Here is a 24,224-nt window from a genome sequence, read left to right on the forward strand (position 1 = left end):
CCCCAAAACCCGCAGCGGCAAAATCATGCGCCGACTCCTGCGCGACGTCGCCGAAGGACGCGAACTCGGCGACACCTCCACCCTCGTCGACCCGAAGGTGTTCGAATCGATCGCCCGCGGGTAACCACAAAGAACGGCGGACCCGGCCACAAACAGATGAGGGGGTCCGGGTCCGCCGCTCTGTCATACGAATCGAATCGGATCGTAGATTGAACCGCCTGATCATTCTCTCCGTGAACAAGGCGAAGCGGAAACCGGCGCAAGGCCGGCCGCGCCTTCGAGGGAGATCCGACCGACATGACATTCCACGAACAACTCCGCACCCGCCGCAGTGTGGTCGTCGCCGGTGCGGGCGTCGCCGCCGCGGCGGCGGTCACCGCCTGCACCGCCTATGGCAAGGGCGACGACGCTCCCGCGCCGCATGACGCCACCGCCGCGCAGGCAGACCGGCCCGTCGATGGGAACAGTCCCGCGAACGCGCTCGCCAAGACGGCCGACATTCCCGTCGGCGGCGGCGTGATCGTGGGCGACACCGTGGTGACCCAGCCCAGCGCGGGCACCTTTATCGGGCTCTCCTCGGTGTGCACGCACGCGGGATGCAAGGTCGCGACGGTGTCCGGCGGCACCATCAACTGTGCCTGCCACGGCAGCAAGTTCGCGCTGGACGGCTCGGTGGCCCACGGCCCGGCGAGCAAACCACTCGCCCCGAAAGGCATCCGGGTCAACGGGGATTCGGTCGTCGCCGAATGAGCAGACCCGCCGGGATCAGGAACCGCCGAACCGCTCGGCCATCCGGCGGTCCATCTCGTCGGGCGGCACATCCTCCACGTGGGTGGCCACCGTCCATCGGTGTCCCCACGGATCCTCGAAGGCGCCACTGCGATCGCCGTAGAACTGATCGGTCATGGGCGTGAGTTCCCTGGCGCCCGCGGACAACGCGGCGGCGAAAGCGGCGTCGGCGTCCTCGACGTACACATACAGGTTGACGGGGGTGCCGCCGACCGTCTTCGGGTCGAGGAAGTCCATATCGGGCGCCGAATCGCCGAGCATGACGACGGAATTGCCGAACATCAGCTCACAATGCGCGATTCTGCCGTCCGGACCGGGCATCCGCATACGCTCGGTCGCACCGAAAATGTTCTTGTAGAAATCGATCGCCGCCGCGGCGCCGTCGACCGCGAGCCCGGGCGACACCACCGGATATCCATCGGGAACGGGTTTGACATCAGACATGGGGAACCTCCGGTCGAGGCGTTGTGTCGGATCATGCCGAGCCTATTCCGGCGACAGGCGCGATTCGGCCGGATCGCGGGAAATCACGGTCCGGCGACGCCCTGCAGCCTGCGCACCTGGGCCGCGGTCAGCGCGCTGAGCACACCCGGGTCCACCGCCTCCGGCGCGGTCACCGCGACCTGCACCAACGTGCTTCCCACCTGAACGATCGCGACGGACGAGCGGAGGGTCAGGTCGTCACTGGTGGTGCGCACTTGGAAGGGCGCGGAGGCATCGCCCGCGGGCGGCTGGACGAGCCCGCCGACGCGGTAGTCCATCGGAATGTCGGAGCCGTCGGCCCCGGCATAGTGCGTGCAGCGACGCAGGATTTCCTGCACTTCCGAGAAAGCGGCCGCGACCGCGTCCGGTGGATAACTGGCCGCGTCTATATCGATGCTGGAGAAATTCGGCCCGGTGTACTGCGTGGACGCCCGCGCCAGCGCGCCGGAGCGTTGCGCACCGAGCGGCGCGAGCACTTTCACGCATTCGGCCGGATTCGTCGGCGAGGCGCCGGTAGCGCCTCCGCCGGTGTCGGCGGGCGGCGCGAGCGCGGTGAAACCGGCGGGCAGATCGCTGTCGGCGAGCAACAGCCCGCGCAGCCGAGCGGAATCGGTCTCGGGGGCGGTGGTCACCGGGGCCGCGGCCACGACGGGTCCGAGCGCGGGAAGCTCGGGCTGTCCTGGCGCGGCGTGGTCCCCCGAGCCGCATCCGGTGGCGACGACGAGGGACGCGACCGCGGCCAGCAGTCCGCACGCACGGATCATTCGGTCCACGACACCTGCGTCTCGATCGCCTGCTGCAGCGTGCTGTCGCTGTGCGGATCGCGGTAGGCCTGGTGCCCGCCGACGGTGATCGACCCGGCCACCGGCAGCGGCAAGCCGAGATCCACCGTGATGGTGCCCGCGCCCTGCATGACGTAGTCGTCGATGTCCAGCGTGCCCGCGTTGTTCGGCAGGTTCCACACCGGCGACTTCGGCTTCTGGGTGACGTGCAGCTCGATGGTGAGCCGGTCACCGTCGCGTTTGCTCAGCGTCGCGGTGGTCACCTGGTCGAGCAGGACGCCGCCGCTGACCTCCTGGCGCACCGTCCAGACCGCGCCCTCGCCGACGGGCTGGTCGGGAAACGCGATCGAACGGTAGACGGCCTGGTAGAACGCCTGCTCCAGCGCGGCGCGCGCGGTGTTGGACGCGTCGGGCGCCGGCTCGAGCCGCAGTGCGGTGATCGCGCCCAGATCGCTGAGGTCGAAGCCCGCGTGCGAGCCGCCGATCTTGGTGAGCGCTTTGGCCAGCGTGGGATCGGGCGAGGTGACCGAGCCAAGGGTGAGATCGATGCCCTCCACGGTGGTCTCCGCGGTCATGGGAATGGTCAGCGCCGGGGTGGAGAAGTCGGGCTTGGGCTGCCCATCGATCTGCTGCTGGATGTGATGGGCGGTGTACAGCGTGACCCGCTGCACGGTGCCCGCCGGATACTCCGGCCGCAGCATCGATCGGGGCTCGGCACCGGCCGATTCGACCGTGGTCACCGCGGCCGGAATCGGCACGGTCACTTCCTTGCCGATGCCGAGCGGCTCCGTTCCGTCGGCCTCACCGCTCGACTCGGCGCCGTCGCCGCAACCGACCCCGAAGGCCGAGAGCCCGAGCGCGAGCACCATGAGCAGCACACCCGAGCGCGCGCTCCGGGCTAGGCTCGCGCTTCGGGCCAGGCGGGGGGAAGACAACACCGTCACGAGCAACAGGGTACGACCGATTCCTGAGTGTCAGCTGGGACATTCGACCGCGAACCGATCGGCGTGGCACGCGAACGCCGCGGGCGCGGGCCGGGGCAATCGGACGCGCGCACCGGACTCGATTCCGCTCGAGAGATGATGGTCGGTGTGAGTGACGACCGGCCGCCCGAGGAAAACCCAGCGAACACCGCCGACCCGACGACCGAGCAGGCTCCGCCGCAGCGGCTGCGTACGCTACTCGTCCTCGCCGCGGTCGTGCTCGGCCTGGATCTGCTCACCAAGACCCTCGCGGTGGCGAAGCTGACGCCGGGCGATCCGGTACCGATCATCGGCGACTTCGCGCGCCTGAGCCTGGTGCGCAATCCCGGCGCGGCGTTCTCCATGGCCACCGGCATGACCTGGCTGCTGACCCTGGTCGCCGCCGCCGTCGTCATCGGCGTGGTGCGCATCGGCCGCACCCTGCGTTCGCTGTGGTGGGCGATCGGACTGGGCATGGTGCTCGGCGGCGCGGTCGGCAATCTGGGCGACCGGCTGTTCCGCGCGCCCGGCCCGCTGCAGGGGCACGTGGTGGATTTCGTCGCGATCGGCTGGTGGCCGGTGTTCAACGTCGCGGACTCGGCCATCGTGTGCGGCGCGATCCTGCTGGTCGTGCTCACCGTGTTCGGCTTCGAACCGAACGGCACCCGGGTGGGCCACGGCAGGACCGGCGCGAGCGAGGGCAGCGCGGCATGAGGGAGACCAGGACCATGCCCGTCCCCGACGGGCTCGACGGCATGCGCGTCGACGCGGGCCTGTCCCGTCTGCTCGGCCTGTCCCGCACCGCGGTGGCCACGCTGGCCGAGGAGGGTTCGGTGCAGCTCGACGGCGTCGCCGCGGGCAAATCCGACCGGCTCACCGCGGGAGCCTGGCTGGAGGTGATCTTCCCGGAGCCGAAGCGGGAGCTGACCATCGAGGCCGAACCGGTGGAAGGCATGAAGATCCTCTACGCCGACGACGACATCGTCGCGGTCGACAAGCCGGTCGGCGTGGCCGCGCACACCGGCGTCGGCTGGAGCGGCCCGACCGTCGTCGGCGGACTCGCCGCCGCCGGATACCGCATCTCCACCTCCGGCGCCCACGAGCGGCAGGGCATCGTGCACCGCCTGGACGTCGGCACCTCCGGCGTGATGGTGGTCGCACAGTCCGAGCACGCGTACACGGTGCTGAAGCGCGCGTTCAAGCAGCGCACCGTCGACAAGCGGTATCACGCCCTGGTGCAGGGGCATCCTGACCCCAGCAGCGGCACCATCCACGCCCCGATCGGGCGGGCCCGCGGCAACGACTGGAAGTTCGCCGTCACCGCCGACGGCCGTCCCAGCGTCACGCACTACGACACGGTCGAGGCGTTCCATTCGGCCAGCCTCCTCGACATCCACCTGGAGACCGGCCGCACCCATCAGATCCGCGTGCATTTCTCCGCGATCCGCCACCCGTGCTGCGGTGATCTCACCTACGGCGCCGACCCGCGCCTGGCCGAGCGTCTCGGGCTGCAACGGCAGTGGCTGCACGCCCGGTCGCTGGGGTTCCAGCACCCCGCCGACGGCCGCTACCTGGAGATCACCAGCGAATACCCGGACGACCTGAAACACGCGCTGGACGTCCTGCGCGATGCCTGACCGCCGGGTGCCGCCCTGGCGCGGGATCTTGCTCGGCGCGGCGGCCGTCGCGCTGATCGCACTGATCTTCGCGCTCGGCGCGCTGCAACCGCCGTACCGCGCCCCGGTGTCCACCGACCGGCTCGGGCCCGACCAGGGCGAGCAGGTCGCGGAGTACCTCGCCCGGTCTCGTGACTCGCTGGACACGGGCGGCGACGAACCGCGCTGGGCGCTGGTGTCGTTCGCCGAACCCTTGGCGCCCGGCGAGATTCCGCAGCACAGCGGCGGATCGCGGATCGCGCAGGTGCTCTACCGGGTGCCCGCGCCCGGCGTGCAGACGCCGCTGGTGGCCGTGCCGGTACCGGAAGGCGTTCAGGCGGCGGTGGATTCGGCGTCTTACGCGTCCTGGCTGCTTCCTCGCCCCGTCGATGACCGCTCCGCCCGCGTGGTCGCGTTCTCGGCCGCGCGACTGCGGAGCGGCTGCGGCTGCGTCGTCGGGCTCGTCGTGCGTGGCACCCCGGCGCGACTGCGAAACCTGGCCGGGCAGAACGGCGTCCGCGCGGTCCAGGCGCTGCCCGCCGACGCGGTGGCGGGAAGCTTCGCGGTGGCACCGCTGCTGCCCGACTACCGCGACGTCGTCGCGCCCGGCCCCGACGACGGACCGGTTCCGGAGCCGTGAGCGGCCGGAGCTAGTCCGGCAGGGTGACGACGCCGTCGAGGTAGCGGCGGCACCGTCCGAACAACAGCACGCGGTCGCCGGTCAGTTCGCAGCGCAAGCTTCCGCCGCGGCGGGACAGCTGCCTGGCGTGCAGTTCGGTGCGGCCGAGCCGCTCGCTCCACAGCGGAACCAGCTGCGCGTGCGCGGACCCGGTCACCGGGTCCTCCGGGACGCCCACGGCCGGGGCGAAGACCCGGGAGACGAAGTCGACCGAATCGCCGGGCGCGGTGACGATCGCGGCGCGCGGCAGCGCGGGGAACGCCGCCAGCACGGGCGCGGCATCGCGCACCTCCTGTTCGGTCGCCACGACGATCACCTCGTCGGTGCCGGAATACGCGCCCACCGGACGCACCCCGAGCGCCGCGACGAGCGCCGGATCGGGCTGCACCGGAATGCTCGGCACGGCAGGCAGGTCGAGGACGAACTCGTCGTCGTCGGTGCGGTCGACGTGCAGCCAGCCGCTGCGCGTGTAGAAGCTCACCCGGTCCTCACCGGGGTGCATGTCGGCCAGGATCTGCGCGGCGCTGGCGAGAGTGGCGTGCCCGCAGAGCGCGACCTCCACCCTCGGGGTGAACCACCGGAGGTGAAAGGCGGGCCACTCGCCCGGCGGCACGCCCGCCTCTGGAGGTAACCGCGAGGTATAGAACGCGGTCTCGGCGAGGTTGTTCTCCTCGGCCAGCTGTTGCAGCAACGCATCCGGCAGCCACGACGGGAGCGGCATCACCGCGGCCGGGTTGCCCGAGAACGGTGCGTCGGCGAACGCGTCGATCTGGTGCAGCAGTACCTCCATAATCTCCAGAAGGTACTCCAAGTCTGAATGGCCGCTTCGCACAAGGCTTCTCGTGGCGCGGCGAGTCAGGCGTCCAGTCTGTCAGTCGGCTCCGCCGGGCGAGCTGGGCAGCAGTTGCGGCTTCTCGCCGCGCAGCGCAGCGCTCACCCACCAGGCCGCCTCGACGAGCACGATCCCGACCACGCCGCAGACCACCGCCGCACCGGTGAGCGCGAGGTTGGAGGGGTCGAGTTTGAAGAACTCGCGGGTGAACGGAACGGTGAACAGGAACACGTACGCCGCCACCGACACCGCGATCAGCATCACCTTCCACCACACGTACGGCCGCGCGACGATGGCGAGCACCCACACCGCGATCATGATCAACGTGATGAGCGCCGTGGTGCCCGCCTGGACCTTCTGCTCCTCGGTGGCGTGCGGCCCGGCGTAGGCGATCAGGTACGAGACGAAGGTGGCCGCGCCGATCACCACGCCCGACGGGATGGCCAACCGCATGACGCGCCCCACGAAACCCGTGCGGGCACGCTCGTTGTTGGGCGCGAGCGAAAGGATGAACGCCGGAATGCCGATGGTGAACCAGGCCGCGATCGTGACGTGGCGCGGCAGGAAGGGGTAGCCGATGGGCTCGTAGTCGAAGATCTGCGAGCCGATACCGGCCATGCCGACCAGGAAGGCGAGCAGCACGGAATACACGGTCTTGGTGAGGAACAGATTCGAGACCCGCTCGATGTTGCCGATCACCCGGCGTCCCTCGCCGACCACGTACGGCAGCGTGGCGAACTTGTTGTCCAGCAGCACGATCTGCGCCACCGCCCTGGTCGCCGGGCTGCCCGAGCCCATCGCCACGCCGATGTCCGAATCCTTCAAGGCGAGTACGTCGTTCACACCGTCGCCGGTCATGGCCACCGTGTGCCCGCGCGATTGCAACGCCGACACCATGGCGCGCTTCTGATCCGGCCGTACCCGGCCGAAGGTGGTGTTGCCGTCCAGCACGGCGGCCAATTCGTCGCCGTCCTCCGGCAACTCCCGCGCGTCGATCGGGTGGTCACCGCCCGGCAGATCGAGCGAGGAGGCCACCGCGCCGACCGACACCGCGTTGTCGCCGGAGATGACCTTGATCGAGACGCTCTGGCTGGCGAAGTAATCCAGTGTGTCGCGCGCGTCGGGCCGGACCTTCTGCTCCAGCACGACCAAAGCGGCGGGCCGCACGCCCCCCGGGGCGTCCGCGGCGTCCACCGGACGGTCGCCGCGCGCCAGCAACAGCACGCGCAGGCCGGATGCGCCGAGTTCCTCCGCGACCCGCGCGTCCGCGGATCCCGGGTCGAGCAGCACGTCCGGCGCGCCGAGCAGCCAGTCGCCGTGCTCGCCGTAGGAGCAACCGCTCCACTTCTTGGCGGAGGAGAACGGCGCGACGGCGGTGCGCTGCCAGCCGGGACCGTCCGGCAGAGCCTCGGCGATCGCCTGCACGCTCGCGTTCGGGCGCGGGTCGTCGGCCGCGAGCGCGGCCAGCGCGGTGCGTACCTCGGTGTCGTCGAAGGTGTCCAGCGTCTTCAGGTCCGACAGCCGCATGCCGTTCTCGGTCAGCGTGCCGGTCTTGTCCGCGCAGACCACGTCGACGCGGGCCAGCCCCTCGATCGCGGGCAACTCCTGCACCAGGCACTGGCGCCTGCCCAGCCGCACCACGCCGACCGCGAACGCGATCGACGTCATCAGCACCAGCCCCTCGGGCACCATCGGCACCAGCGCGGCCACCATGCCGGTGAGCGCGGGCCGCCACGACTCCTTGCTGGAGACCAGCTGGTTGTAGATGCTCAGCAGTCCGGCGGGAATCAGCAGGTAGGTGATGAACTTCAGGATCTTGTCGATACCGCTCCGCAGTTCGGAGTGCACCAGCGTGAACTTGCTCGCCTCCTCGGCCAGCCGCGCCGCGTAGGCGTCCCGGCCGACCTTGGTGGCGCGGTAGGCGCCGGACCCGGACACCACATAACTACCCGACATCACCGTGGCGCCGACCGCCTTCTCGATCGAGTCGGCCTCGCCGGTGAGCAACGACTCGTCCACCTCGAGCTGCGCGGACTCCTCGACCGTGCCGTCCACCACGATCTGGTCGCCGGGACCGAGCTCGATCAGGTCGTCGAGCACCACCTCGCGCGGCGCGATCTCGACGGCCCTGCCGTCCCGGCGGACGGTCGGCTTGGCCTGGCTGACGATGGCCAGCTGGTCCAGGGTGCGCTTGGCGCGGATCTCCTGGATGATGCCGACCGCGCTGTTGGCGACGATCAGCAGGCCGAACATGCCATCGATGATCGATCCGGTGGCCAGCACCAGCACGAACAGGACGCCGAGGATGGCGTTGATCCTGGTGAAGACGTTCGCGCGCACGATGTCGCGAACCGAACGGCTCGCGCGATCCGGGACGTCGTTGGTCAGTCCATCATGACGACGTTGCTCGACCTCGGTCGCGGTGAGGCCGGTCGCGCCCGATGCCTGCACGGTAATCGACATGACCGCAAGGCTACGGGACAACTACGTTCGTCATCGTGCGGCGAAGCAGGTCCATCCCCGGTGTAGCGTTCGGAGCGAGCGCGTACTTCTTGTGGGGACTTTTCCCCGCGTTCTTCGGGCTGCTGGCGTTCGCCAGTCCGGGGGAAGTGGTCGCGCAGCGGATCGTCTGGACGCTGGTGGTCGTGCTCGCGGTGCTCGCCGTCAGCGGCCGGATCCGCGAACTGCGCGGCATCGACGGCCGAGTCTGGCGGCTGGCGGCCGTGGCCTCCGCCGCGATCGCGCTCAACTGGGGCGTGTACGTCTATGGGGTCACCTCGGGCCACGTCGTGGAGTGCGCGCTCGGGTATTTCATCAACCCGCTGGTCACCGTCGCGTTCGGTGTGGCGCTCTTTCGTGAGCGGCTGACCGGCGCCCAATGGGCCGCCCTCGGGCTCGGCGCGGCCGCGGTGGCCGTGCTCACGGTCGACTACGGCAGACCACCGATCATCGCCTTGGCCCTGGCCTGCTCTTTCGCCACCTACGGCTTGGTGAAGAAGGTGATCCCGCTGGACGCGCTGCGCGGCATCGCCGCCGAGGGCGTCGTCGCCGCGCCCTTCGCGCTGGCGTTCGCGATCGCGCTCGCGCTCGCCGGGCACAGCGAATTCGCCTCCGCCCCCGCGCATACCGCCCTGATGGTGGCCACCGGACCGGTCACCCTGGTTCCGCTACTGCTGTTCGCCGTCGCGGCCCAGCGCGTCGCGTTGTCCACCATGGGCCTGCTGCAATACCTCACCCCCGCGCTCCAGATGGCCTGGGGCGTCGCGGTCGCGCACGAGCCGATGCCCGCCTCCCGTTGGGCCGGTTTCGCCCTCATCTGGGCGGCGCTGGTGATATTCACCACCGACGCCCTGCTACGAACCCGTCGCGCGCGGCGCACATCGCGCCCTGTCACCAGCGAATCCGGCTCCCACGCGAGCGAAACACGGTCCACACCGTGAGCTTCCCGCTTTCCGACAACTCGAGTTCGTCGGAATTGGTCGCGAAGGTGTCGGATCCGACACTTCTGCGGGCTTCGCCTTCTCCGTAGCGTCGATGTATGACCGCGCCCAGACCCCTTCGCGCCCGCACCGACGCGGGGCGGCCACCGGCTGAGAAGACACCCGACCCGCTCGGTATGACCGGACGGGAGATTTTGCAGGGAACGCTCGACGGACGATTCCCGGGCGCACCGATTCTGAGCGCGCTGGGTTTCCGGCTGGCCCAGGTCGGCGATGGGACCGTGGTTTTCGAGGGCGAGCCGGGTGACCAATTGCTCGACCCGGCGGGCGGGGTGTACGGCGGCTTCGTGGCGACGGTGCTCGAAGCGGCCCTCGGCTCGGCGGTACTGACGCAGTTGGCCGGCGGCACGCGCTCCACCTCGGTCAAGATCGGCATCGACATCCACCGTGCCGTGCGCAGCGACACGCGCACGCTGCGCTGCGAGGGCACCGCGATCCATGTCGGCACCACCACGGCCAGCGCCGAGGCCCGCCTGATCGGCGCCGAAGACGGCGAACTGTACGCACACGCCACCTCGATGTACGCGATTCTGCGCATGCTCTGACCTGCGCGTACTACAAAATGCGGCAGAGCATTTCGCGCGACGACGGGCCGGGCGCCGCGAAGCGCGACGACCGGCCCGTCGGGTGAACTCAGCTGCAGGCCGCCGACTGCTGACCGAGGTTGGTCAGCATGGTGCAGGCCCAGGTCTTCTGGATCTTCCACTTGCCGTTGTCGGCGACGAACGGCACGTCGACGATGTTCTCCTGGCCGTTGAGGATGAACTTGGCCTTCGCGTTCACGCTGTCGCCGAAGGAGGTGACGTCGGTGACCACGATCTTCACGTCGGCGCCTGCCGCGGCCTGCGACAGGCGGTCCGGCAGCGTCGGATCGGCCTCGGCGCCCTGGACGTTGTCCAGCTTTTCGGAGGCGGGCACCGACGGGTCGAGCGCACGGGCCAGGGCGGTGTTCAGCTCCGCGGGGGTCGGGACCGGCGGCAGGTTCGCGCTCGCGGTCGCCGACGCCTTGGCGCTGGTCGACGTCTTGGCGGCGGGCTTGCTGTCCTTGTCGTCGCCACCACAGGCGGTCAGGCCAAGCGCGGCGACGATGGCCAGTCCGGCGATCGCGATGCGTCCAGTCTTACGAAGCTTCAACTGCTCGTCCTTTGCGTTCGAGAGGTCCGTGTCGTGTTCCACCATGGCAGCCGCCCCCGAACCGGCGGCGCTGCACGAGGTCCCAGGCTACCGGCCCCGGGTGGCGGCACCCGGATCCACATCGGACCGGCGATGGTCGTCGGCAGCGAACGTACGCGTCCGGCCCGGCGATGTCGAGCCTCGGGCCCCGGCCGTCAGAGCAGACTGCCCAGCGGATCGGCACGGGTGAGGGCGGCATCGTCGGCGGCGAAGGTGCGCGCGGGACCCGGACCGGTGGAACGGGTTTCGAAGCGGACGGTCACCACGCCGAGCCCGGCGCCCTGCACCCAGCCGTGACCGTGCTCGGGATGCGATACGTCCATGCCGGGACGCCAGAGGGCGACCGGTAGGACCGGCGCGGTGTGCGCGGCATCGCCGAGTTCGGGGGCGTGCGCCGGTTCGGGTTCCGTTTCCACCGCGGCGATCTCGGGGACCGGGCCGCGATCCAGTTCGGGGAACAGCGATTCCTGACGGACGGTCGACAGGCCGCCGTAGCCGACGCCGACGAGGCGGATGGGGCCCAACTCCCGGGGGTCGAGCGCCGAACGCTGCGCGGCGGCGGCGAGAGTGGCCAAATCCTCGGTGGCGTAGGGCAGGGTGTAGGAGCGGGTGACGATGCTCATATCGGACTTCTTCAATTTGAGCACCACCGTGCGCGCGGCGCGCCCGTCACCGGTCAGGCGCCGGTGCGCCGCGGCGGCCATGTCCTCGATGGCCGGACGCAGTTGCTCGAGGCTGACGATGTCGGTTTCGTAGGTTGTCTCGGCGCTGATCTGCTTCGCCTCGGTGCGTTCGGCGACCGGACGGTCGTCGATGCCGCGCGCCAGTCGGTGCAGCGCGGCGCCGACGCTGCCGCCGAGAATCGACATCGCCTCCGACTCCGGCAGCGCGGCGAAGGCGCCCACGGTCTCGATGCCCAACGAGCGCAACCGGCTCTCCGCGACCGGGCCGATCCCCCACAGCTTGCGCACCGGCAGACCTGCCAGCAGTCGCGGCTGCTCGACCGGCGAGATCACCCGGATCCCATCGGGTTTGGCCAAGCCGGAGGCGATCTTGGCCAGCTGCTTTCCGGTGCCCGCGCCCACCGAGGCGGTCAACCCGGTCCGTTCCCGCACCACCGCGCGCAAGTCCGCGCAGAACGCGTGCACCTGGGCGACCGTCGCGCCGGCCAGCTCGGCCGGTTCGCCGAACGCCTCGTCGAACGACAGCGTCTCCAGCACCGGGATCCGGCTGCGCAACGCGTCGAAGACCTGCCCGCTGACCACGCCGTAGACGGCGCCGCGCGGCGGCACCACCACCGCCGTGACGCCGACCAACCGGCGCGCCTGATGCATCGGCATCGCCGACCGGGCGCCGAACACGCGCGCCTCGTAACTGGCTCCGGCGACGACGCCGCGCCCGCCGGTCCCGCCGACCAGCACCGGCCTGCCCCGCAGCGTCGGCCGGGTCAGCTGCTCGACCGAGGCGAAGAACGCGTCCATGTCGATGTGCAGAACCCAGCGACGAGCGGCGCTGTCCGCGTCGGCGAGCACCGGTGCCCGCCGGCCCACCGAGCTTTCGGCGCGGGTGGTCCCGACCCCGGTCGAGGGCGCGACCGGGCGCTCGACGCTCGGCTTCTCGGTACGCACGGCTGCAATGTACGCCCGTCCACCGACAGTGCGGAGCAGGCGGTGACGCTGTCAGGTGGCTGTGCGCTAGCTGCCGGTTACCTGCCGGTATCGGGGCCGACTCCGTCTCGCGCCCCGGGGACCGTCCGGCCCGGTCGCGACGGCTTTGATCTGCGCTTTTCCGTGCCGGAACAAGTACCGCGCGGTCTCGAAATAACCGCCGACGTGCCGTGGGGACGGGGCCTGACCCACGGTCCGATATGTGATGATCGGACCCATGAATATCCGCAAGGCCGTCATCCCGGCCGCCGGTATCGGCTCCCGGCTGCTTCCGCTGACCAAGGCCATCCCCAAGGAGATGCTGCCGGTCGGCGACAAGCCGGTGATCGAGCACACGGTCCGCGAGCTGGTCGCTTCGGGCATCACCGACATCACCATCGTGGTCAGCAGCGGAAAATCACTGATCCAGGACCATTTCCGACCCAATCCCGCGCTGGTCGCCCAGCTGCGCGCGGACGGCAAGACCGCGTTCGCCGATGCCGTCGAGGAGGTCGGCGAGCTGTCCCGGCTCGGCCACATCACCTACCTCGACCAGCACGGGCCGTACGGCAACGGCACCCCGGTGCTCAACGCCGCCCGCAACCTCGGCGACGAGCCCATGCTGGTGCTGTGGCCGGACGACGTGTTCGTCGCCGAGGTGCCCCGAGCTCAGCAGCTCATCGACGCCTACGAGGCCACCGGAGCCCCCGTCCTCGCGCTGATGCCGATGGATCCCGCCGAGTCGCAGCGCTACGGCGTGCCGGTGGTCGCCGACGATCACGGAAACGGGCTGCTGCGCATCACCGGCCTGCGCGAGAAGCCGAAGCCGAAGGACGCGCCGTCGTCCTTCGCCGCGATCGGCGGCTATGTCGTCACCCCCGGCATCATCGACGAGCTGCGCAGGCAGACCGAAGAGTGGTACGAACACCGCACCGGCGAGGTGTACCTCACCGACGCGATCAACGTGCACGCGGCGAACAGTCCGGTCTTCGGCCAGGTGATCCGCGGCCGGTGGTACGACACCGGCAACCCGGCCGACTATTTGGTGGCGCAATTCGCCTCGGCGCTGGCCCATCAGCAGTACGGACCGCTGCTGCGCACCCTCGCCGACGGACTCGGCGACTAGCGCACGTCCGGGCCATATCGCGGCCCCGCACACCGGACGGTAACTGCATCGGCACCCCGGCCCGGTTCCAGGCGACCGGCTCCGCTCCGACCGGCAGACCGCCTGCGACGTCCGGCGATTCGCCACGGCCCCGACCCGAATTCGCGGGTCGGGGCCATTTCAGCGCTGGAGTAGCCGCGCTCAGAAGCGACGGATGGCGTAGATGTCGAATTCGTCCAGCGGAGTGAAGCCGACCGGCACGCCCTGACCGTACGCGTTGAGCACCCGGCCGTTTCCTGCGTAGATACCGACATGCGAGCCATCGCTGTTCAGCACGATCACGTCGCCGAGCGACAGCGAGCCCCGCGGGACGGGCGCGCCTACCTTCGCCTGCTGCCACGTGGTCCGCGGAAGGCTCACGCCGACCTGACGGTACGCCCACTGCACGAGGCCCGAGCAGTCCCAGCTGTCGGGGCCGGTCCCACCCCATTCGTACGGCTTGCCGATCTGCGTCGTCGCCGCGGCCAGCGCGCCGACGCCGAACACACTGGGTATCGGCAGGTCGGCCGAGCCGCTGGCGCTGCCGGACGAGGAACTGCCGCTACCCGCCGAGCCGAACGACGCGCTGCCCGGCCCGCTGCCGGAGGAGCTGCCGGTGTCGGCCCAGGCGGGGCCGGCGAACAGGAGGATCGCGATAATCGAGAGCAGGAATCCGAGTGCGATGCGGTGCAACGATTTTCTCGGCACGTGCTCGCCCCTTCCATGGGCGCGGTTGACTGGCCGCCGATCGGCAGCCTGGCTAATACATGGCATCAGCAGCGGCCTCCGATGCGGAGCCGCGGCCACCCGCGCCGGTCACATTCCCAGCACGGCCAAATTCCAAGTAGGACACGCCGAAAAGAGAAACTGCCGCCCCGGAGATCACCTGGGTAACAGCAGCGACACCGCAGATTGTGCCTGGGAGATCGGCGAATTGTCGGGAATCAGCAAATTCTCAGCATGTGATCTAAATCACTAGACTGCGCCGTGAATGCCAGGTTTGAGATCGGAAAAACCCTGCCATCGGGTTGCCGACCGGTCGCGTGCGGTACGCGGCCGCAAGGTGAGCGACCCGGGGCGTCGGCGACCGAACAGACCGCGCCCAGACCTGTCCGGCCCCGCCGAGAACATCGAGCGGACCGATTCCTGCAGGCTCGGATCGCTGCCACCGATCGGCTCGGAACAAACGGCACGAAGACCGCTCGAACAGCAACCGGGGCGGGACCTTTCGGTCCCGCCCCGGCTCGAAACCCGGCGCTCAGGCCTTGGTGATCTGCGCCCGCACTCCGCCGACCAGATCGGCGGCCTCCGCTCCGGCGTCGCCGAAGGTCAGCGTGGTGGCGAGGATCTCCCCCGCGATCAGGTCACGGTGCGTCTCGGCCCACGCGGCCCGGTCCGCCGGAACGTCCAGGACCACGGTGATGCGGTCGGAGACGTCCAGCCCGGCGGACTTCCTGGTCTCCTGAAGGTCGCGGATCAGGTCCCGCGCCCAGCCCTCGGCCTCCAGCTCCTCGGTGACCACCGAATTCAGTACCACGAGACCCGCGTTCCCTGGCAGCGCCGCGGTCGACTCGGGCTCGGCCGCGACGAGACGCTGGGTGTACTCCTCCGGCAGCAGGGCGATGCCTGCCGCCCGGACCGTGCCGTCGGCGTCCTCGGCCCAGTCACCGGCCTTCACCGCCTTGATCACCGCCTGCACGTCCTTGCCCAGCCGCGGCCCCGCGGCGCGGGCGTTGACCACCAGCTCGAACCGGCCGTGCGCATCCACGTCGGTGGTCAGGTCGACCTTCTTGACGTTGACCTCGTCGGCGACGATGTCGGCGAACGGCGCCAGCCGCTCGGCGTCGGCCGCGGCGATGGTGACCTCGGCCAGCGGCAGCCGCACCCGCAGGTTCTGCGCCTTGCGCAGGCTCAGCACCGTCGAGCACACCAGGCGCACCTCGTCCATGGCGGCGACCAGCTCGGGATCGTCCGGCAGCTCGCCCTCCTTCGGCCAGTCCGCCAGGTGCACCGAGTCACCGCCGGTCAACCCGCGCCAGATCACCTCGGTGATCAGCGGCAGCAGCGGCGCGGCCAGCCGGGTGACCACCTCGAGCACCGTGTGCAGGGTGTCCACCGCGTCGCGGTCCTCGCTCCAGAACCTCGAGCGGGAGCGCCGCACGTACCAGTTGGTCAGCGCGTCGGCGAACGAGCGCAGCTCATCGCAGGCGCCCGCGATGTCGTAGGTCTCCAGCGCCTCGGTGATCACGTCCCTGGTTCGCGCCAGCTTCGCCAGGATGTATCGATCCAGCACGTGCGGCGAATCCGTGCGCCACACACCGGGCTTCGACGCGTACAGCTGCAGGAACGTCCACGCGTTCCACAGCGGCCGCAGCGCGTGACTCACGCCCTCGCGGATGCCGCGCTCGGTGACGATGAGATTGCCGCCGCGCAGGATCGGCGAACTCATCAGGAACCAGCGCATCGCGTCCGAGCCGTCCCGGTCGAACACCTCGTTGACGTCCGGGTAATTGCCCTTGGACTTGCTCATCTTCAGGCCGTCGTCGCCGAGCACGATGCCGTGCGCCGCGACGGTCTTGAACGCCGGGCTGTCGAACAGAGCCGTCGCCAGCACGTGCAGCGTGTAGAACCAGCCGCGGGTCTGGCCGTTGTACTCGACGATGAAATCGCCCGGGAAGTGGCTGTCGAACCACTCTTTGTTCTCGAACGGATAGTGCACCTGGGCATACGGCATCGAGCCGGACTCGAACCAGCAGTCCAGCACCTCCGGCACCCGGCGCATGGTCGAGCGGCCCGTCGGGTCATCGGGATTCGGCCGGGTGAGTTCGTCGATCATCGGGCGGTGCAGATCGGCCGGGCGCACCCCGAAGTCGCGCTCCAGCTCGTCCAGCGAGCCGTACACGTCGACGCGCGGGTAGGCCGGATCGTCGGACACCCACACGGGGATCGGGCTGCCCCAGTATCGATTGCGGCTGATGTTCCAGTCGCGCGCGCCTTCCAGCCACTTGCCGAACTGGCCGTCGCGGATGTGCTCGGGCACCCAGGTGATCTGTTTGTTCAGCTCCACCATGCGGTCGCGGAACTTGGTGACCGCCACGAACCAGGACGGCACGGCCATGTAGATCAGCGGCTGCCCGGAGCGCCAGCTGTGCGGGTAGGAGTGCTCGATCGTCTCGTGCCGCAACAGCTTTCCCGCGGCCTTGAGGTCCTTGATGATCACCGGATTCGCGTCGAACACCATCAGGCCCTCGTACGGCGGAACCATCGAGGTGAACCTGCCGCCCGGGTCCAGCGGCTGCACCAGCTCGATGCCGTGCGCGGAGGCGACGTCCATGTCCTCCTCACCGAAGGCGGGTGCGAGATGCACTATGCCGGTGCCGGAGTCGGTGGTCACGTAGTCGGCGGTGAGCACGCGGTGGGCGTGGGGATGACCGAGGAAGAAGTCGAACGGCGGCGCGTAGGACAGATCCGCCAGCGCGGCGCCGTCGAACTCGGCGAGCACCTCCGGCTCCGCGCCGAACTCCCGCGCGTAGTGCGAAACCCGTTCGGCCGCGAGCACATAGCGTTTGCCGTCGGCCGCGCGCAGGTGCACGTAGCGAACGTCGGGATGCACCGCTATCGCCAAGTTGGACGGCAGCGTCCACGGCGTCGTGGTCCAGATCAGCGCGTTGGCGCCGTCGAGTTCGTGCAGCGGATGCTCCGCGGGCACGCGCAACGCCATGTCGACGGTGACCGCCGGGTCCTGGCGCATCTTGTAGGCGTCGTCGAGGCGGGTTTCCTGATTCGACAACGGCGTCTGCTCGTACCAGCTGTAGGGCAGCACTCGGAAGCCCTGATAGATCAGCCCTTTGTCGTACAGCGATTTGAACGCCCACATCACCGACTCCATGAAGTCGGTGTCCAGCGTCTTGTAGTCGTTGTCGAAGTCGACCCAGCGAGCCTGGCGCGTCACGTAGTCGCGCCATTCCCCGGTGTAGCGCAGCACCGATGTTTTGCAGGCCGCGTTGAATTCCGCGAGCCCCATCGCGTCGATCTGTGATTTGTCCGTGATACCGAGCTGCTTTTCGGCTTCGATTTCCGCGGGCAATCCGTGACAGTCCCAGCCGAATCGCCGGTCGACCCGCTTGCCGCGCATCGTCTGGAAACGCGGGACGAGGTCTTTGACGTATCCGGTGAGCAAATGTCCGTAATGCGGCAGACCGTTGGCAAAGGGCGGCCCGTCATAGAAGACGAATTCGGCTGCGCCGGAACGGTTTTCGATGCTCGCGCGGAAGGTGTCGGCGGCCGCCCACGCGTCGAGCACGCGGCGCTCCATCTCGGGGAACGACGCCCCGCTGCCGACGCTCAGGTCGACGCGCGGGTACGCGCTGTTGCTGGAAGTCTGGTCCGCCATCGCGGATACGTCTCCTCGTGCCGAGTCGTTGGCACGGGGACGATGACGGCGCCCGGTGCGCCGAAACCGCGGTACCACCCCGCTTGTCCGGCGTGGCGACACCGGACCTCTCATTCGCGAGCTGTGACGGGCTCACCCGTTCGGTTCTACTGAGCGCCCGGCCCGCAGGCCGTGCCGCCGTTCTTCCGAAGGCTCCCCGGTGATGGCCGGATCGACGCCGTATTCATGTTTGATTCTAGCCGGAGCGGTCAACTCACTTTGTGAGGCAGGTCAGCGTTTGGCATGACGACCAGGAGGCGGCGGGGAATCACTATCCGGACTCCGCATGGACAAAGCACTCACCAACAAGAGCATCGCGCCGATGACGCACACCACGATGCAGCCCCACGCCCAGATCACCGATCCGGTGGTGAGCGCGGCCACGAGCAGGGCGAAGCCGATCGCGGCAAGGACGAGTGTCAAGACGAGCATGGTGACCCCCAAGGCATGCCGGGCGGCTCGACAGTTCCTCTAAACGGTATGCGAACTGCTGTGCTGGGGCGCGGCGCGCTACTTGCCGCCCTTGGCGAATGACGCCGGCGCGAGGTTGTTCGCCGTGTTGGCATCCGCGAAGGCTTCGCCGCCGTCGACCGGAACGGCCGAGCCACGGTTCTCCAGCTCCTCCAGCTGCGACTCCAGGTAGGACTTCAACCGCACCCGGTACTCCCGCTCGAACGTCTTGAGCTGCTCGATCCGGCTCTCCAGCACACTGCGCTGCTGGGTGATGGTCGCCATGATCTCGGTGTGCTTGCGCTCGGCGTCCGCCTGCAGCGCGTCGGCCTTCTCCTTGGCCTGGCGCAGCTGGCTGTCCGAACGACTCTGCGCGTCGGTCAGCATCGCGTCCGACTTCTGACGGGCGTCGGCGATCATGGCCTCCGACCGCGTCCTGGCGTCTCCGACCAGTCGCTCGGAATTCGCCCTGGCATTCGACAGCAAGCTCTCCGCCTCGCTCTTGGCGTCGCTGGTCAGCCGATCCGCCATCTCCTGGGCGAGGCTGAGCACCTTGGCGGCCTGCAGGTTCGCGTCCGCGCCCGGCGCGTCCTTGGCCACCGGCGCGGCGGGCATCGGAGCGGGCGGGGCGACGGGAACCGGGGGCTTGATCGGTTCCGGCTGCGGCGGCGGGGCCTGCGGAATCGGCGGTTTCGGACTGTTCACTCCGGCCGGGCCGCGGTTCTTCTTCGCGTCGGCCAATTCCGCGTCGAGTTCGGCGACCCGCTGGCGCAGATCGGCGTTCTCCTCGATCAGACGCGAGAGCTCCTGCTCCACCAGATCCAGGAACGCGTCGACTTCATCCTCGTTGTAGCCGCGCTTCCCGATCGGCGGTTTGCTGAACGCGACGTTGTGCACATCGGCTGGGGTCAGCGGCATGGAAGGATCCCTTCACGCGTCTTTTGGAGATCTAGCAGATCTAGCAAGCTGTCTTCACGGCCCATTCTGTCACACCGGAGCTACCGGCTGCCCGAGCCTGCCCACGATCGACATCAGGATGAAGACGATGAAAAGCAGGACCATTATCGACAGATCCAGGCGAATTCCGCCCAGTGACACCGGAGGTATCAAGCGCCTGAGCAGTTTCACCGGAGGATCGGTGATCGTGAAGATCACCTCCAGGACGACGACCACGACACCGGTAGGACGCCAGTCTCGGGCAAAGCTACGGATGAACTCGACGATCACCCGGCTGATCAGCAACAGCCAGAAGATGAACAGTACGAAGTACAGCACCGCGAACAAGGCCACGAGTTCACTCTGCCGTAAAAATCGCTTCGCGCAAAATGACCGCGCCGCACAACCTGCGACCGGTCTGCTCCACCCCCCAGATCACGAGCTTATTTCTGGTTGTAGAAGCCGGTTTCCGCGATGCGTCTGCGTTCTTCCGCTGATACGTCGACATCGGCCGGTGAGAGCAGGAACACTTTTGTCGCCACCTTGTCGAACGATCCGCGCAGCGCGAAGGCCAGGCCCGCGGCGAAGTCGACCAACCGCTTGGCGTCGGCGTTGCTCAGATCCACCAAGTCCATGATCACCGGATTGCCCTCGCGAAAGCGTTCGCCGATGATCCGAGCCTCGCTGTAATCGCGCGGGCGCAGCGTCGTGATCTTGGACAAGGGGCCTCCGTCCTCGAAGATCCCGGGCCGCCGCACCGGGGCGGGCTCGGGACGCACGCGCTCCTCCAGCCTGCGCTCCTCGGCGTCGGGATCGACGGCGAGCGCGCCACGGGTCGTACCGCGCAGCGGAGGCGGGCTCCCGCCCGCGCGGAACCGGCCCGACGGCGCGGAGTCGATCCGGGTCGGACGCCGGGGCGCGTCGTAGCGGTCGTCGCCGTAGGGCTCGTCGGCGTAGTCGTCGCGCCGCGACACCGAGTAACCCGCCTTGTAGGGCGACTTGTACGCGGGCTCGGGATAGTCGACGTCGTCGAAACGGCTTGCGCCGTATCGATCGTCGGCGTAGCGATCGACGTAGCCGTCGCGGTCGGAGTAGTCACGGGGCCGGGGCCGGCGAGCGCCGCGCTCGTCCACCCCTCGGGGAGCGCGATCGTCGACGTAGTCGTCTTCGTAATCCTCGAGCGGAACCATGCCGAAGTACGCCTTGAACTTGTGCAGCGTGCTCATTGGTCGACCTTCCTTCGGCCCCGGTGGCGGCCGGGTGTTGAAGTCTTGCTCAGCCCTCGTCAGATCCCAGCATATGTGTCGAATGTGACTGATGAGGTTTCTTTGCTAGCCCGAGGTTATCGGTCGCATACCCATCAAGGCGGTACCGACACGCACAACCGTCGAACCATGTTCGATCGCGCATTCCAGATCCCCCGACATTCCCGCGGAAAGCTCTGTCGCGTCCGGATGATCGGCGACCAACAACGTGTGCAACATCGCAAGTCGCGCAAATGCGGCATCGGACTCCGAACCCAAGGGTGGAATGGCCATCAGACCCGACAAACGTAATCCCGGAGCGTCCGCAATCCGTTGCGCGAGCACGGGAAGATCAGCGGCCGTGACACCCCCTCGCGCGGGGTCGTCGTCCAGGCTCACCTGGAGCAACACCCGCAGCGGTTCGGTGCGTTCGCCCGCCTCCAGCGCAGCCACCGCGCCGGCGTCCAGAGCGGTTGCCAGACGTTCGCTGTCGACCGAGTGAACGGTGTGCGCCCAGCGGGCGACACTGCGCGCTTTGTTCCGCTGCAACCGCCCGATCATGTGCCAGCGGATGCCGGAGAGGTCTTCCTCACGTAACGCCGCCACCTTGGCGGCCGCCTCCTGCTCCCGCGACTCGCCGAACTCGCGCCGGCCGAGCCGATGCAGGATCGCCACGTCCGAAGCCGGGAAGAATTTCGTCACCGGCAGCAGCCGCACCGAATCCGGCGACCGACCCGCGGCGCGACACGCCGCGTCGATGCGAGCGAGCAGACCGGCCAGGTTGTCCGACAGCTCGGCGGTCCTGGCGGCGAGTGCGCCGTCCACCGCGGTCCCGGCTTCGGCGCTCATGCGCGCGCCTCCCCGGCGCACGGAGCGTCGACCAGACGGGCGATTCGCGCGGTCACGCGGCGGCCTCCATCCAGATCACCCCGCCGATCCGGCCGGTCGGCGCGCCACGGCGATGGCTGAACAAGGTGCGGTCCTCGATGGTGCACCGCGGGTCCACCGCGATCGCGCCGACGCCTGCCTCGGTGAGCTGCCGGGAGATGCCCGCGCGCAGATCCAGGCCCGGCGTGCCGCGGACCGTGGTGGTCGCACTGCCGGGCAGATGCGCTTCGACGTCGGCGCGCATGGCGGCGGGAACCTCGTACTGACGGCCGGAGGCGGCGGGCCCGAGCAGCGCGCCGACCCGATCCAGGCGCGCGCCGACCGAGACCATCGCGTCGAGCACACGCGGCACGATGCCGATGCGAGCGCCGATCCGCCCCGCGTGCACCGCGGCGATCACGCCCGCCTCGTCGTCGGACAGCAGGATGGGCACGCAGTCAGCGGTGAGCACGACCAGCGCGAGACCCGGCACGGTGGTCACGAGCGCGTCGGTGGCCGGGATCGGTTCGGCGCGCGGCCCGTCGACGATCTCCACGTTGCGGCCGTGGATCTGTTCCATCCAGACCAGGCGCTCCGGCGGCAGGCCGATGCCCTCGGCCAGCCGGTCGCGGTTGCGCCGCACGGCCGTCGGATCGTCGCCGACGTGGTCGCCCAGATTGAACGAGTCGTAGGGTGGCGCCGAGAAGCCTCCGGACCTGGTCGTGGTGACCCGTCGGACAGTGATGGTCGGCGCGATAGTCATGGCGACGAGCGTAGTGGCGCTCGGTGAAGGGCGTCGAAATGCCCAGGTAGAGAGCGAATATTCCCCCGGGACGGAATCAGTCGCGTCGTATCGAGCGCCTCGGCGCCCGGTCCCGCCCGGCCGGCCCCCGCACCGGCGTCCCCCGAATTCCTGTGCACAGTCGTGCTTCGGGACCGCTTCGGCGTATCCCTCCGACGCGTCCCGGCGCGGGCCGGGATCGCTCTTTCCAGCTCGGTCCCGGCCTGCGCCGGAACCGGATTCCAGCGCCTGATGGGTGCTGCCGGACGCAGTCCGTCTTCAGCACGCGCATGGCCGGAGCGAACGCGGAGGCACGCAGCCCGCGCATGGCCGGAGCGAACGCGGAGGTACGCAGCACGCGCATGGCCGGAGCGAACGCGGAGGTACGCAGCACGCGCATGGCCGGAGCGAACGCGGAGGTACGCCTAGCCCCTCCGCATGAACGAAGGCACGTCCACGTCGTCGTCATCGTCGTCGGCATCCGGCGGCGTGATGTGCGGTCGCGTGCCGCTCGTCACCGACGGCTCGCCCAGGGGGCGCGGCCGTTCGGTGTCCCGGTAGCTCGGCAACGTGCCGCGGCCAGCCGTACCCGTGACGGACGTGCTCGGCGTGCTGTCGCTGCTTCGCGCGGTCAACTCGCTGGTTCGGCTCTGCCCGATCTCACCCGACCGCGCCGTGCCGATGGTGCTGCGACCCGACGTCTCGAAGGTGCGCCGGGCCGGGCCGCCGCCGTCGAAGCCCGCCGCGATCACGGTGACCCGCACCTCGTCGCCGAGCGAGTCGTCGATCACGGTGCCGAAGATGATGTTGGCCTCGATGTGCGCGGCCTCCTGCACCAGCGAAGCCGCCTCGTTGATCTCGAACAGCCCGAGATCGGACCCGCCCGCGATCGACAGCAGCACGCCGTGCGCGCCGTCCATGGAGGCTTCCAGCAGCGGCGAATTGATCGCCGCCTCGGCCGCTTTCACCGAGCGGCCCTCGCCGCGCGACGAGCCGATACCCATCAGCGCGCTGCCCGCGCCGGACATCACGCTCTTGACATCGGCGAAGTCGACGTTGATCAGACCCGGGGTGGTGATCAGGTCGGTGATGCCCTGCACACCGTTGAGCAGCACCTCGTCGGCGGAGCGGAACGCGTCCATCAGGCTCACCGCCGCGTCGCCGAGCTGCAGCAGCCGGTCGTTCGGGATGACGATCAGCGTGTCGCACGACTCGCGCAGCAGATTGATGCCGACCTCGGCCTGATTCCCGCGCCGCTTGCCCTCGAAGGAGAACGGGCGGGTGACCACGCCGATGGTGAGCGCGCCGAGCTTGCGCGCGATCTGCGCGACGACCGGGGCGCCACCGGTGCCGGTGCCGCCGCCCTCACCCGCCGTCACGAAGACCATGTCGGCGCCCTTGAGCACCTCTTCGATCTCGTCCTTGTGGTCCTCGGCGGCTTTACGGCCGACCTCGGGGTCCGCGCCTGCTCCGAGACCTCGGGTCAGCTCGCGGCCGACGTCGAGCTTGACGTCGGCATCGCTCATCAGCAGCGCTTGGGCGTCGGTGTTGACCGCGATGAACTCGACACCTTTGAGTCCCTGCTCGATCATCCGGTTGACGGCATTCACACCGCCGCCGCCGATACCGACGACCTTGATCACCGCAAGGTAGTTGTGCGGGGGCGTCATGGGCTCTCGCCTTCCTTCGATCTAAAGCCTGTCGTTTCCGGATGCTCGGCACACCGCCTTTTCGGCCCGGTCCGGGGGTCGGGTCGCTACGAGGAGCGAACCGCGGCTCGGGCAAACCCTAAAGCTCAACCATAGGGTTAGCGTTATGTCAAGTATCCGACTGGTGCGGAACGCTATTCGCAGCCGACGCGATACGCGC

Annotated in this window: 23 protein-coding genes; 7 read left to right on the plus strand and 16 right to left on the minus strand. The window is 69.1% G+C overall.

Going from position 1 to position 24,224, the window contains the following annotated elements; all coding sequences use genetic code 11:
• Positions 1–297: 297 nt before the first annotated feature.
• Positions 298–750 (plus strand): ubiquinol-cytochrome c reductase iron-sulfur subunit, encoded by a 453-nt coding sequence (locus ACIA5H_RS00005; protein ID WP_379253109.1) that lies wholly within the window; start codon positions 298–300, stop codon positions 748–750.
• 15 nt (positions 751–765) lie between these two features.
• Here the strand turns inward: ACIA5H_RS00005 and ACIA5H_RS00010 are convergent, their stop codons facing one another.
• From ACIA5H_RS00010 to ACIA5H_RS00020, 3 genes are all read right to left on the minus strand, one after another.
• A complete protein-coding gene (locus tag ACIA5H_RS00010) occupies positions 766–1,233 on the minus strand; it encodes a VOC family protein (protein WP_355079683.1) in 468 nt (155 codons plus the stop codon).
• Positions 1,234–1,316: 83 nt separating this feature from the next.
• Positions 1,317–2,036, minus strand: coding sequence for a hypothetical protein (locus ACIA5H_RS00015; protein ID WP_397073387.1), 720 nt, complete (start codon positions 2,034–2,036; stop codon positions 1,317–1,319).
• A complete protein-coding gene (locus tag ACIA5H_RS00020; protein WP_379253122.1) occupies positions 2,033–2,923 on the minus strand; it encodes a hypothetical protein in 891 nt (296 codons plus the stop codon). The genes ACIA5H_RS00015 and ACIA5H_RS00020 overlap by 4 nt, the downstream gene beginning before the upstream one ends.
• A 210-nt stretch (positions 2,924–3,133) precedes the next feature.
• Between ACIA5H_RS00020 and lspA the strand changes: the two genes are divergently transcribed.
• From lspA to ACIA5H_RS00035, 3 genes are read left to right on the plus strand one after another with little or no spacing between them, the layout of a single operon-like run.
• The gene (lspA, locus tag ACIA5H_RS00025; protein ID WP_397072757.1) at positions 3,134–3,730 is read left to right on the plus strand and encodes a signal peptidase II; all 597 of its coding nucleotides are present in this window, start codon (positions 3,134–3,136) and stop codon (positions 3,728–3,730) included.
• On the plus strand, positions 3,727–4,653 hold the full coding sequence (locus ACIA5H_RS00030) for an RluA family pseudouridine synthase (protein ID WP_397072759.1): 927 nt from the start codon (positions 3,727–3,729) through the stop codon (positions 4,651–4,653). Before lspA ends, ACIA5H_RS00030 begins: the two co-directional genes overlap by 4 nt.
• The gene (locus tag ACIA5H_RS00035; RefSeq protein ID WP_397072761.1) at positions 4,646–5,311 is read left to right on the plus strand and encodes a hypothetical protein; all 666 of its coding nucleotides are present in this window, start codon (positions 4,646–4,648) and stop codon (positions 5,309–5,311) included. Before ACIA5H_RS00030 ends, ACIA5H_RS00035 begins: the two co-directional genes overlap by 8 nt.
• A 10-nt stretch (positions 5,312–5,321) precedes the next feature.
• On the opposite strand, the gene ACIA5H_RS00040 is transcribed toward ACIA5H_RS00035, so the two are convergent.
• The gene (locus ACIA5H_RS00040; protein WP_355079675.1) at positions 5,322–6,140 is read right to left on the minus strand and encodes a PhzF family phenazine biosynthesis protein; all 819 of its coding nucleotides are present in this window, start codon (positions 6,138–6,140) and stop codon (positions 5,322–5,324) included.
• An 81-nt stretch (positions 6,141–6,221) separates the two neighbouring features.
• Entirely contained in the window at positions 6,222–8,645 is a 2,424-nt protein-coding gene (locus tag ACIA5H_RS00045; protein WP_397072763.1) for an HAD-IC family P-type ATPase, read from the minus strand.
• A gap of 32 nt (positions 8,646–8,677) precedes the next feature.
• Here ACIA5H_RS00045 and rarD point away from each other — a divergent pair, with 32 nt between their 5' ends.
• Positions 8,678–9,622 carry an EamA family transporter RarD gene (gene rarD / locus ACIA5H_RS00050; protein ID WP_397073390.1) on the plus strand — a complete coding sequence of 315 codons (945 nt, stop codon included), beginning with the start codon at positions 8,678–8,680 and terminating at the stop codon, positions 9,620–9,622.
• A 98-nt stretch (positions 9,623–9,720) separates the two neighbouring features.
• On the plus strand, positions 9,721–10,227 hold the full coding sequence (locus ACIA5H_RS00055) for a PaaI family thioesterase (RefSeq protein WP_379253103.1): 507 nt from the start codon (positions 9,721–9,723) through the stop codon (positions 10,225–10,227).
• A gap of 88 nt (positions 10,228–10,315) precedes the next feature.
• Here the strand turns inward: ACIA5H_RS00055 and ACIA5H_RS00060 are convergent, their stop codons facing one another.
• Both ACIA5H_RS00060 and ACIA5H_RS00065 read right to left on the minus strand, forming a co-directional pair.
• Positions 10,316–10,816: a hypothetical protein gene (locus ACIA5H_RS00060; protein ID WP_355079667.1), complete on the minus strand. Its 501-nt coding sequence runs from the start codon at positions 10,814–10,816 to the stop codon at positions 10,316–10,318.
• Between the two features lie 194 nt (positions 10,817–11,010).
• On the minus strand, positions 11,011–12,336 hold the full coding sequence (locus ACIA5H_RS00065) for a DNA polymerase IV (RefSeq protein ID WP_397073392.1): 1,326 nt from the start codon (positions 12,334–12,336) through the stop codon (positions 11,011–11,013).
• A gap of 403 nt (positions 12,337–12,739) precedes the next feature.
• On the opposite strand from ACIA5H_RS00065, the gene ACIA5H_RS00070 reads away from it, so the two are divergent.
• Positions 12,740–13,627: a UTP--glucose-1-phosphate uridylyltransferase gene (locus ACIA5H_RS00070; RefSeq protein WP_355079665.1), complete on the plus strand. Its 888-nt coding sequence runs from the start codon at positions 12,740–12,742 to the stop codon at positions 13,625–13,627.
• Positions 13,628–13,807: 180 nt separating this feature from the next.
• Here the strand turns inward: ACIA5H_RS00070 and ACIA5H_RS00075 are convergent, their stop codons facing one another.
• The 9 genes from ACIA5H_RS00075 to ftsZ all read right to left on the minus strand — a co-directional run bounded on the left by ACIA5H_RS00075 (position 13,808) and on the right by ftsZ (position 24,025).
• A complete protein-coding gene (locus ACIA5H_RS00075; RefSeq protein ID WP_379253101.1) occupies positions 13,808–14,353 on the minus strand; it encodes an NlpC/P60 family protein in 546 nt (181 codons plus the stop codon).
• A gap of 550 nt (positions 14,354–14,903) precedes the next feature.
• On the minus strand, positions 14,904–18,038 hold the full coding sequence (gene ileS / locus ACIA5H_RS00080) for an isoleucine--tRNA ligase (protein ID WP_379253100.1): 3,135 nt from the start codon (positions 18,036–18,038) through the stop codon (positions 14,904–14,906).
• Between the two features lie 270 nt (positions 18,039–18,308).
• A complete protein-coding gene (locus ACIA5H_RS00085) occupies positions 18,309–18,509 on the minus strand; it encodes a hypothetical protein (RefSeq protein ID WP_355079659.1) in 201 nt (66 codons plus the stop codon).
• 78 nt (positions 18,510–18,587) lie between these two features.
• Positions 18,588–19,445 (minus strand): DivIVA domain-containing protein, encoded by an 858-nt coding sequence (locus tag ACIA5H_RS00090; RefSeq protein ID WP_355079657.1) that lies wholly within the window; start codon positions 19,443–19,445, stop codon positions 18,588–18,590.
• Positions 19,446–19,514: 69 nt separating this feature from the next.
• Positions 19,515–19,817, minus strand: a complete 303-nt coding sequence (locus ACIA5H_RS00095) for a YggT family protein (protein ID WP_039797136.1) — start codon at positions 19,815–19,817, stop codon at positions 19,515–19,517.
• A gap of 89 nt (positions 19,818–19,906) precedes the next feature.
• On the minus strand, positions 19,907–20,689 hold the full coding sequence (locus ACIA5H_RS00100; protein ID WP_355079655.1) for a cell division protein SepF: 783 nt from the start codon (positions 20,687–20,689) through the stop codon (positions 19,907–19,909).
• A 105-nt stretch (positions 20,690–20,794) separates the two neighbouring features.
• On the minus strand, positions 20,795–21,556 hold the full coding sequence (locus ACIA5H_RS00105; protein WP_355079653.1) for a YggS family pyridoxal phosphate-dependent enzyme: 762 nt from the start codon (positions 21,554–21,556) through the stop codon (positions 20,795–20,797).
• Between the two features lie 52 nt (positions 21,557–21,608).
• Positions 21,609–22,337, minus strand: a complete 729-nt coding sequence (gene pgeF, locus ACIA5H_RS00110) for a peptidoglycan editing factor PgeF (RefSeq protein ID WP_397072769.1) — start codon at positions 22,335–22,337, stop codon at positions 21,609–21,611.
• 443 nt (positions 22,338–22,780) lie between these two features.
• Positions 22,781–24,025 (minus strand): cell division protein FtsZ, encoded by a 1,245-nt coding sequence (gene ftsZ, locus ACIA5H_RS00115; RefSeq protein ID WP_379253098.1) that lies wholly within the window; start codon positions 24,023–24,025, stop codon positions 22,781–22,783.
• Between the last annotated feature and the right edge of the window lie 199 nt (positions 24,026–24,224).

Origin of the sequence: Nocardia sp. NPDC051900 (genome assembly GCF_044452545.1) — a bacterium.
Classification (GTDB): domain Bacteria; phylum Actinomycetota; class Actinomycetes; order Mycobacteriales; family Mycobacteriaceae; genus Nocardia; species Nocardia sichangensis.

Bases quoted from the DNA above. Each gene is read 5' to 3' on its own strand.
- ACIA5H_RS00005 (WP_379253109.1), top strand. From the start codon at position 298: ATGACATTCCACGAACAACTCCGCACCCGCCGCAGTGTGGTCGTCGCC.
- ACIA5H_RS00010 (WP_355079683.1), bottom strand. From the start codon at position 1,233: ATGTCTGATGTCAAACCCGTTCCCGATGGATATCCGGTGGTGTCGCCC.
- ACIA5H_RS00015 (WP_397073387.1), bottom strand. From the start codon at position 2,036: ATGATCCGTGCGTGCGGACTGCTGGCCGCGGTCGCGTCCCTCGTCGTC.
- ACIA5H_RS00020 (WP_379253122.1), bottom strand. From the start codon at position 2,923: ATGGTGCTCGCGCTCGGGCTCTCGGCCTTCGGGGTCGGTTGCGGCGAC.
- lspA (WP_397072757.1), top strand. From the start codon at position 3,134: ATGATGGTCGGTGTGAGTGACGACCGGCCGCCCGAGGAAAACCCAGCG.
- ACIA5H_RS00030 (WP_397072759.1), top strand. From the start codon at position 3,727: ATGAGGGAGACCAGGACCATGCCCGTCCCCGACGGGCTCGACGGCATG.
- ACIA5H_RS00035 (WP_397072761.1), top strand. From the start codon at position 4,646: ATGCCTGACCGCCGGGTGCCGCCCTGGCGCGGGATCTTGCTCGGCGCG.
- ACIA5H_RS00040 (WP_355079675.1), bottom strand. From the start codon at position 6,140: ATGGAGGTACTGCTGCACCAGATCGACGCGTTCGCCGACGCACCGTTC.
- ACIA5H_RS00045 (WP_397072763.1), bottom strand. From the start codon at position 8,645: ATGTCGATTACCGTGCAGGCATCGGGCGCGACCGGCCTCACCGCGACC.
- ACIA5H_RS00055 (WP_379253103.1), top strand. From the start codon at position 9,721: ATGACCGCGCCCAGACCCCTTCGCGCCCGCACCGACGCGGGGCGGCCA.
- ACIA5H_RS00065 (WP_397073392.1), bottom strand. From the start codon at position 12,336: ATGGACGCGTTCTTCGCCTCGGTCGAGCAGCTGACCCGGCCGACGCTG.
- ACIA5H_RS00070 (WP_355079665.1), top strand. From the start codon at position 12,740: ATGAATATCCGCAAGGCCGTCATCCCGGCCGCCGGTATCGGCTCCCGG.
- ileS (WP_379253100.1), bottom strand. From the start codon at position 18,038: ATGGCGGACCAGACTTCCAGCAACAGCGCGTACCCGCGCGTCGACCTG.
- ACIA5H_RS00085 (WP_355079659.1), bottom strand. From the start codon at position 18,509: ATGCTCGTCTTGACACTCGTCCTTGCCGCGATCGGCTTCGCCCTGCTC.
- ACIA5H_RS00090 (WP_355079657.1), bottom strand. From the start codon at position 19,445: ATGCCGCTGACCCCAGCCGATGTGCACAACGTCGCGTTCAGCAAACCG.
- ACIA5H_RS00100 (WP_355079655.1), bottom strand. From the start codon at position 20,689: ATGAGCACGCTGCACAAGTTCAAGGCGTACTTCGGCATGGTTCCGCTC.
- ACIA5H_RS00105 (WP_355079653.1), bottom strand. From the start codon at position 21,556: ATGAGCGCCGAAGCCGGGACCGCGGTGGACGGCGCACTCGCCGCCAGG.
- pgeF (WP_397072769.1), bottom strand. From the start codon at position 22,337: ATGACTATCGCGCCGACCATCACTGTCCGACGGGTCACCACGACCAGG.
- ftsZ (WP_379253098.1), bottom strand. From the start codon at position 24,025: ATGACGCCCCCGCACAACTACCTTGCGGTGATCAAGGTCGTCGGTATC.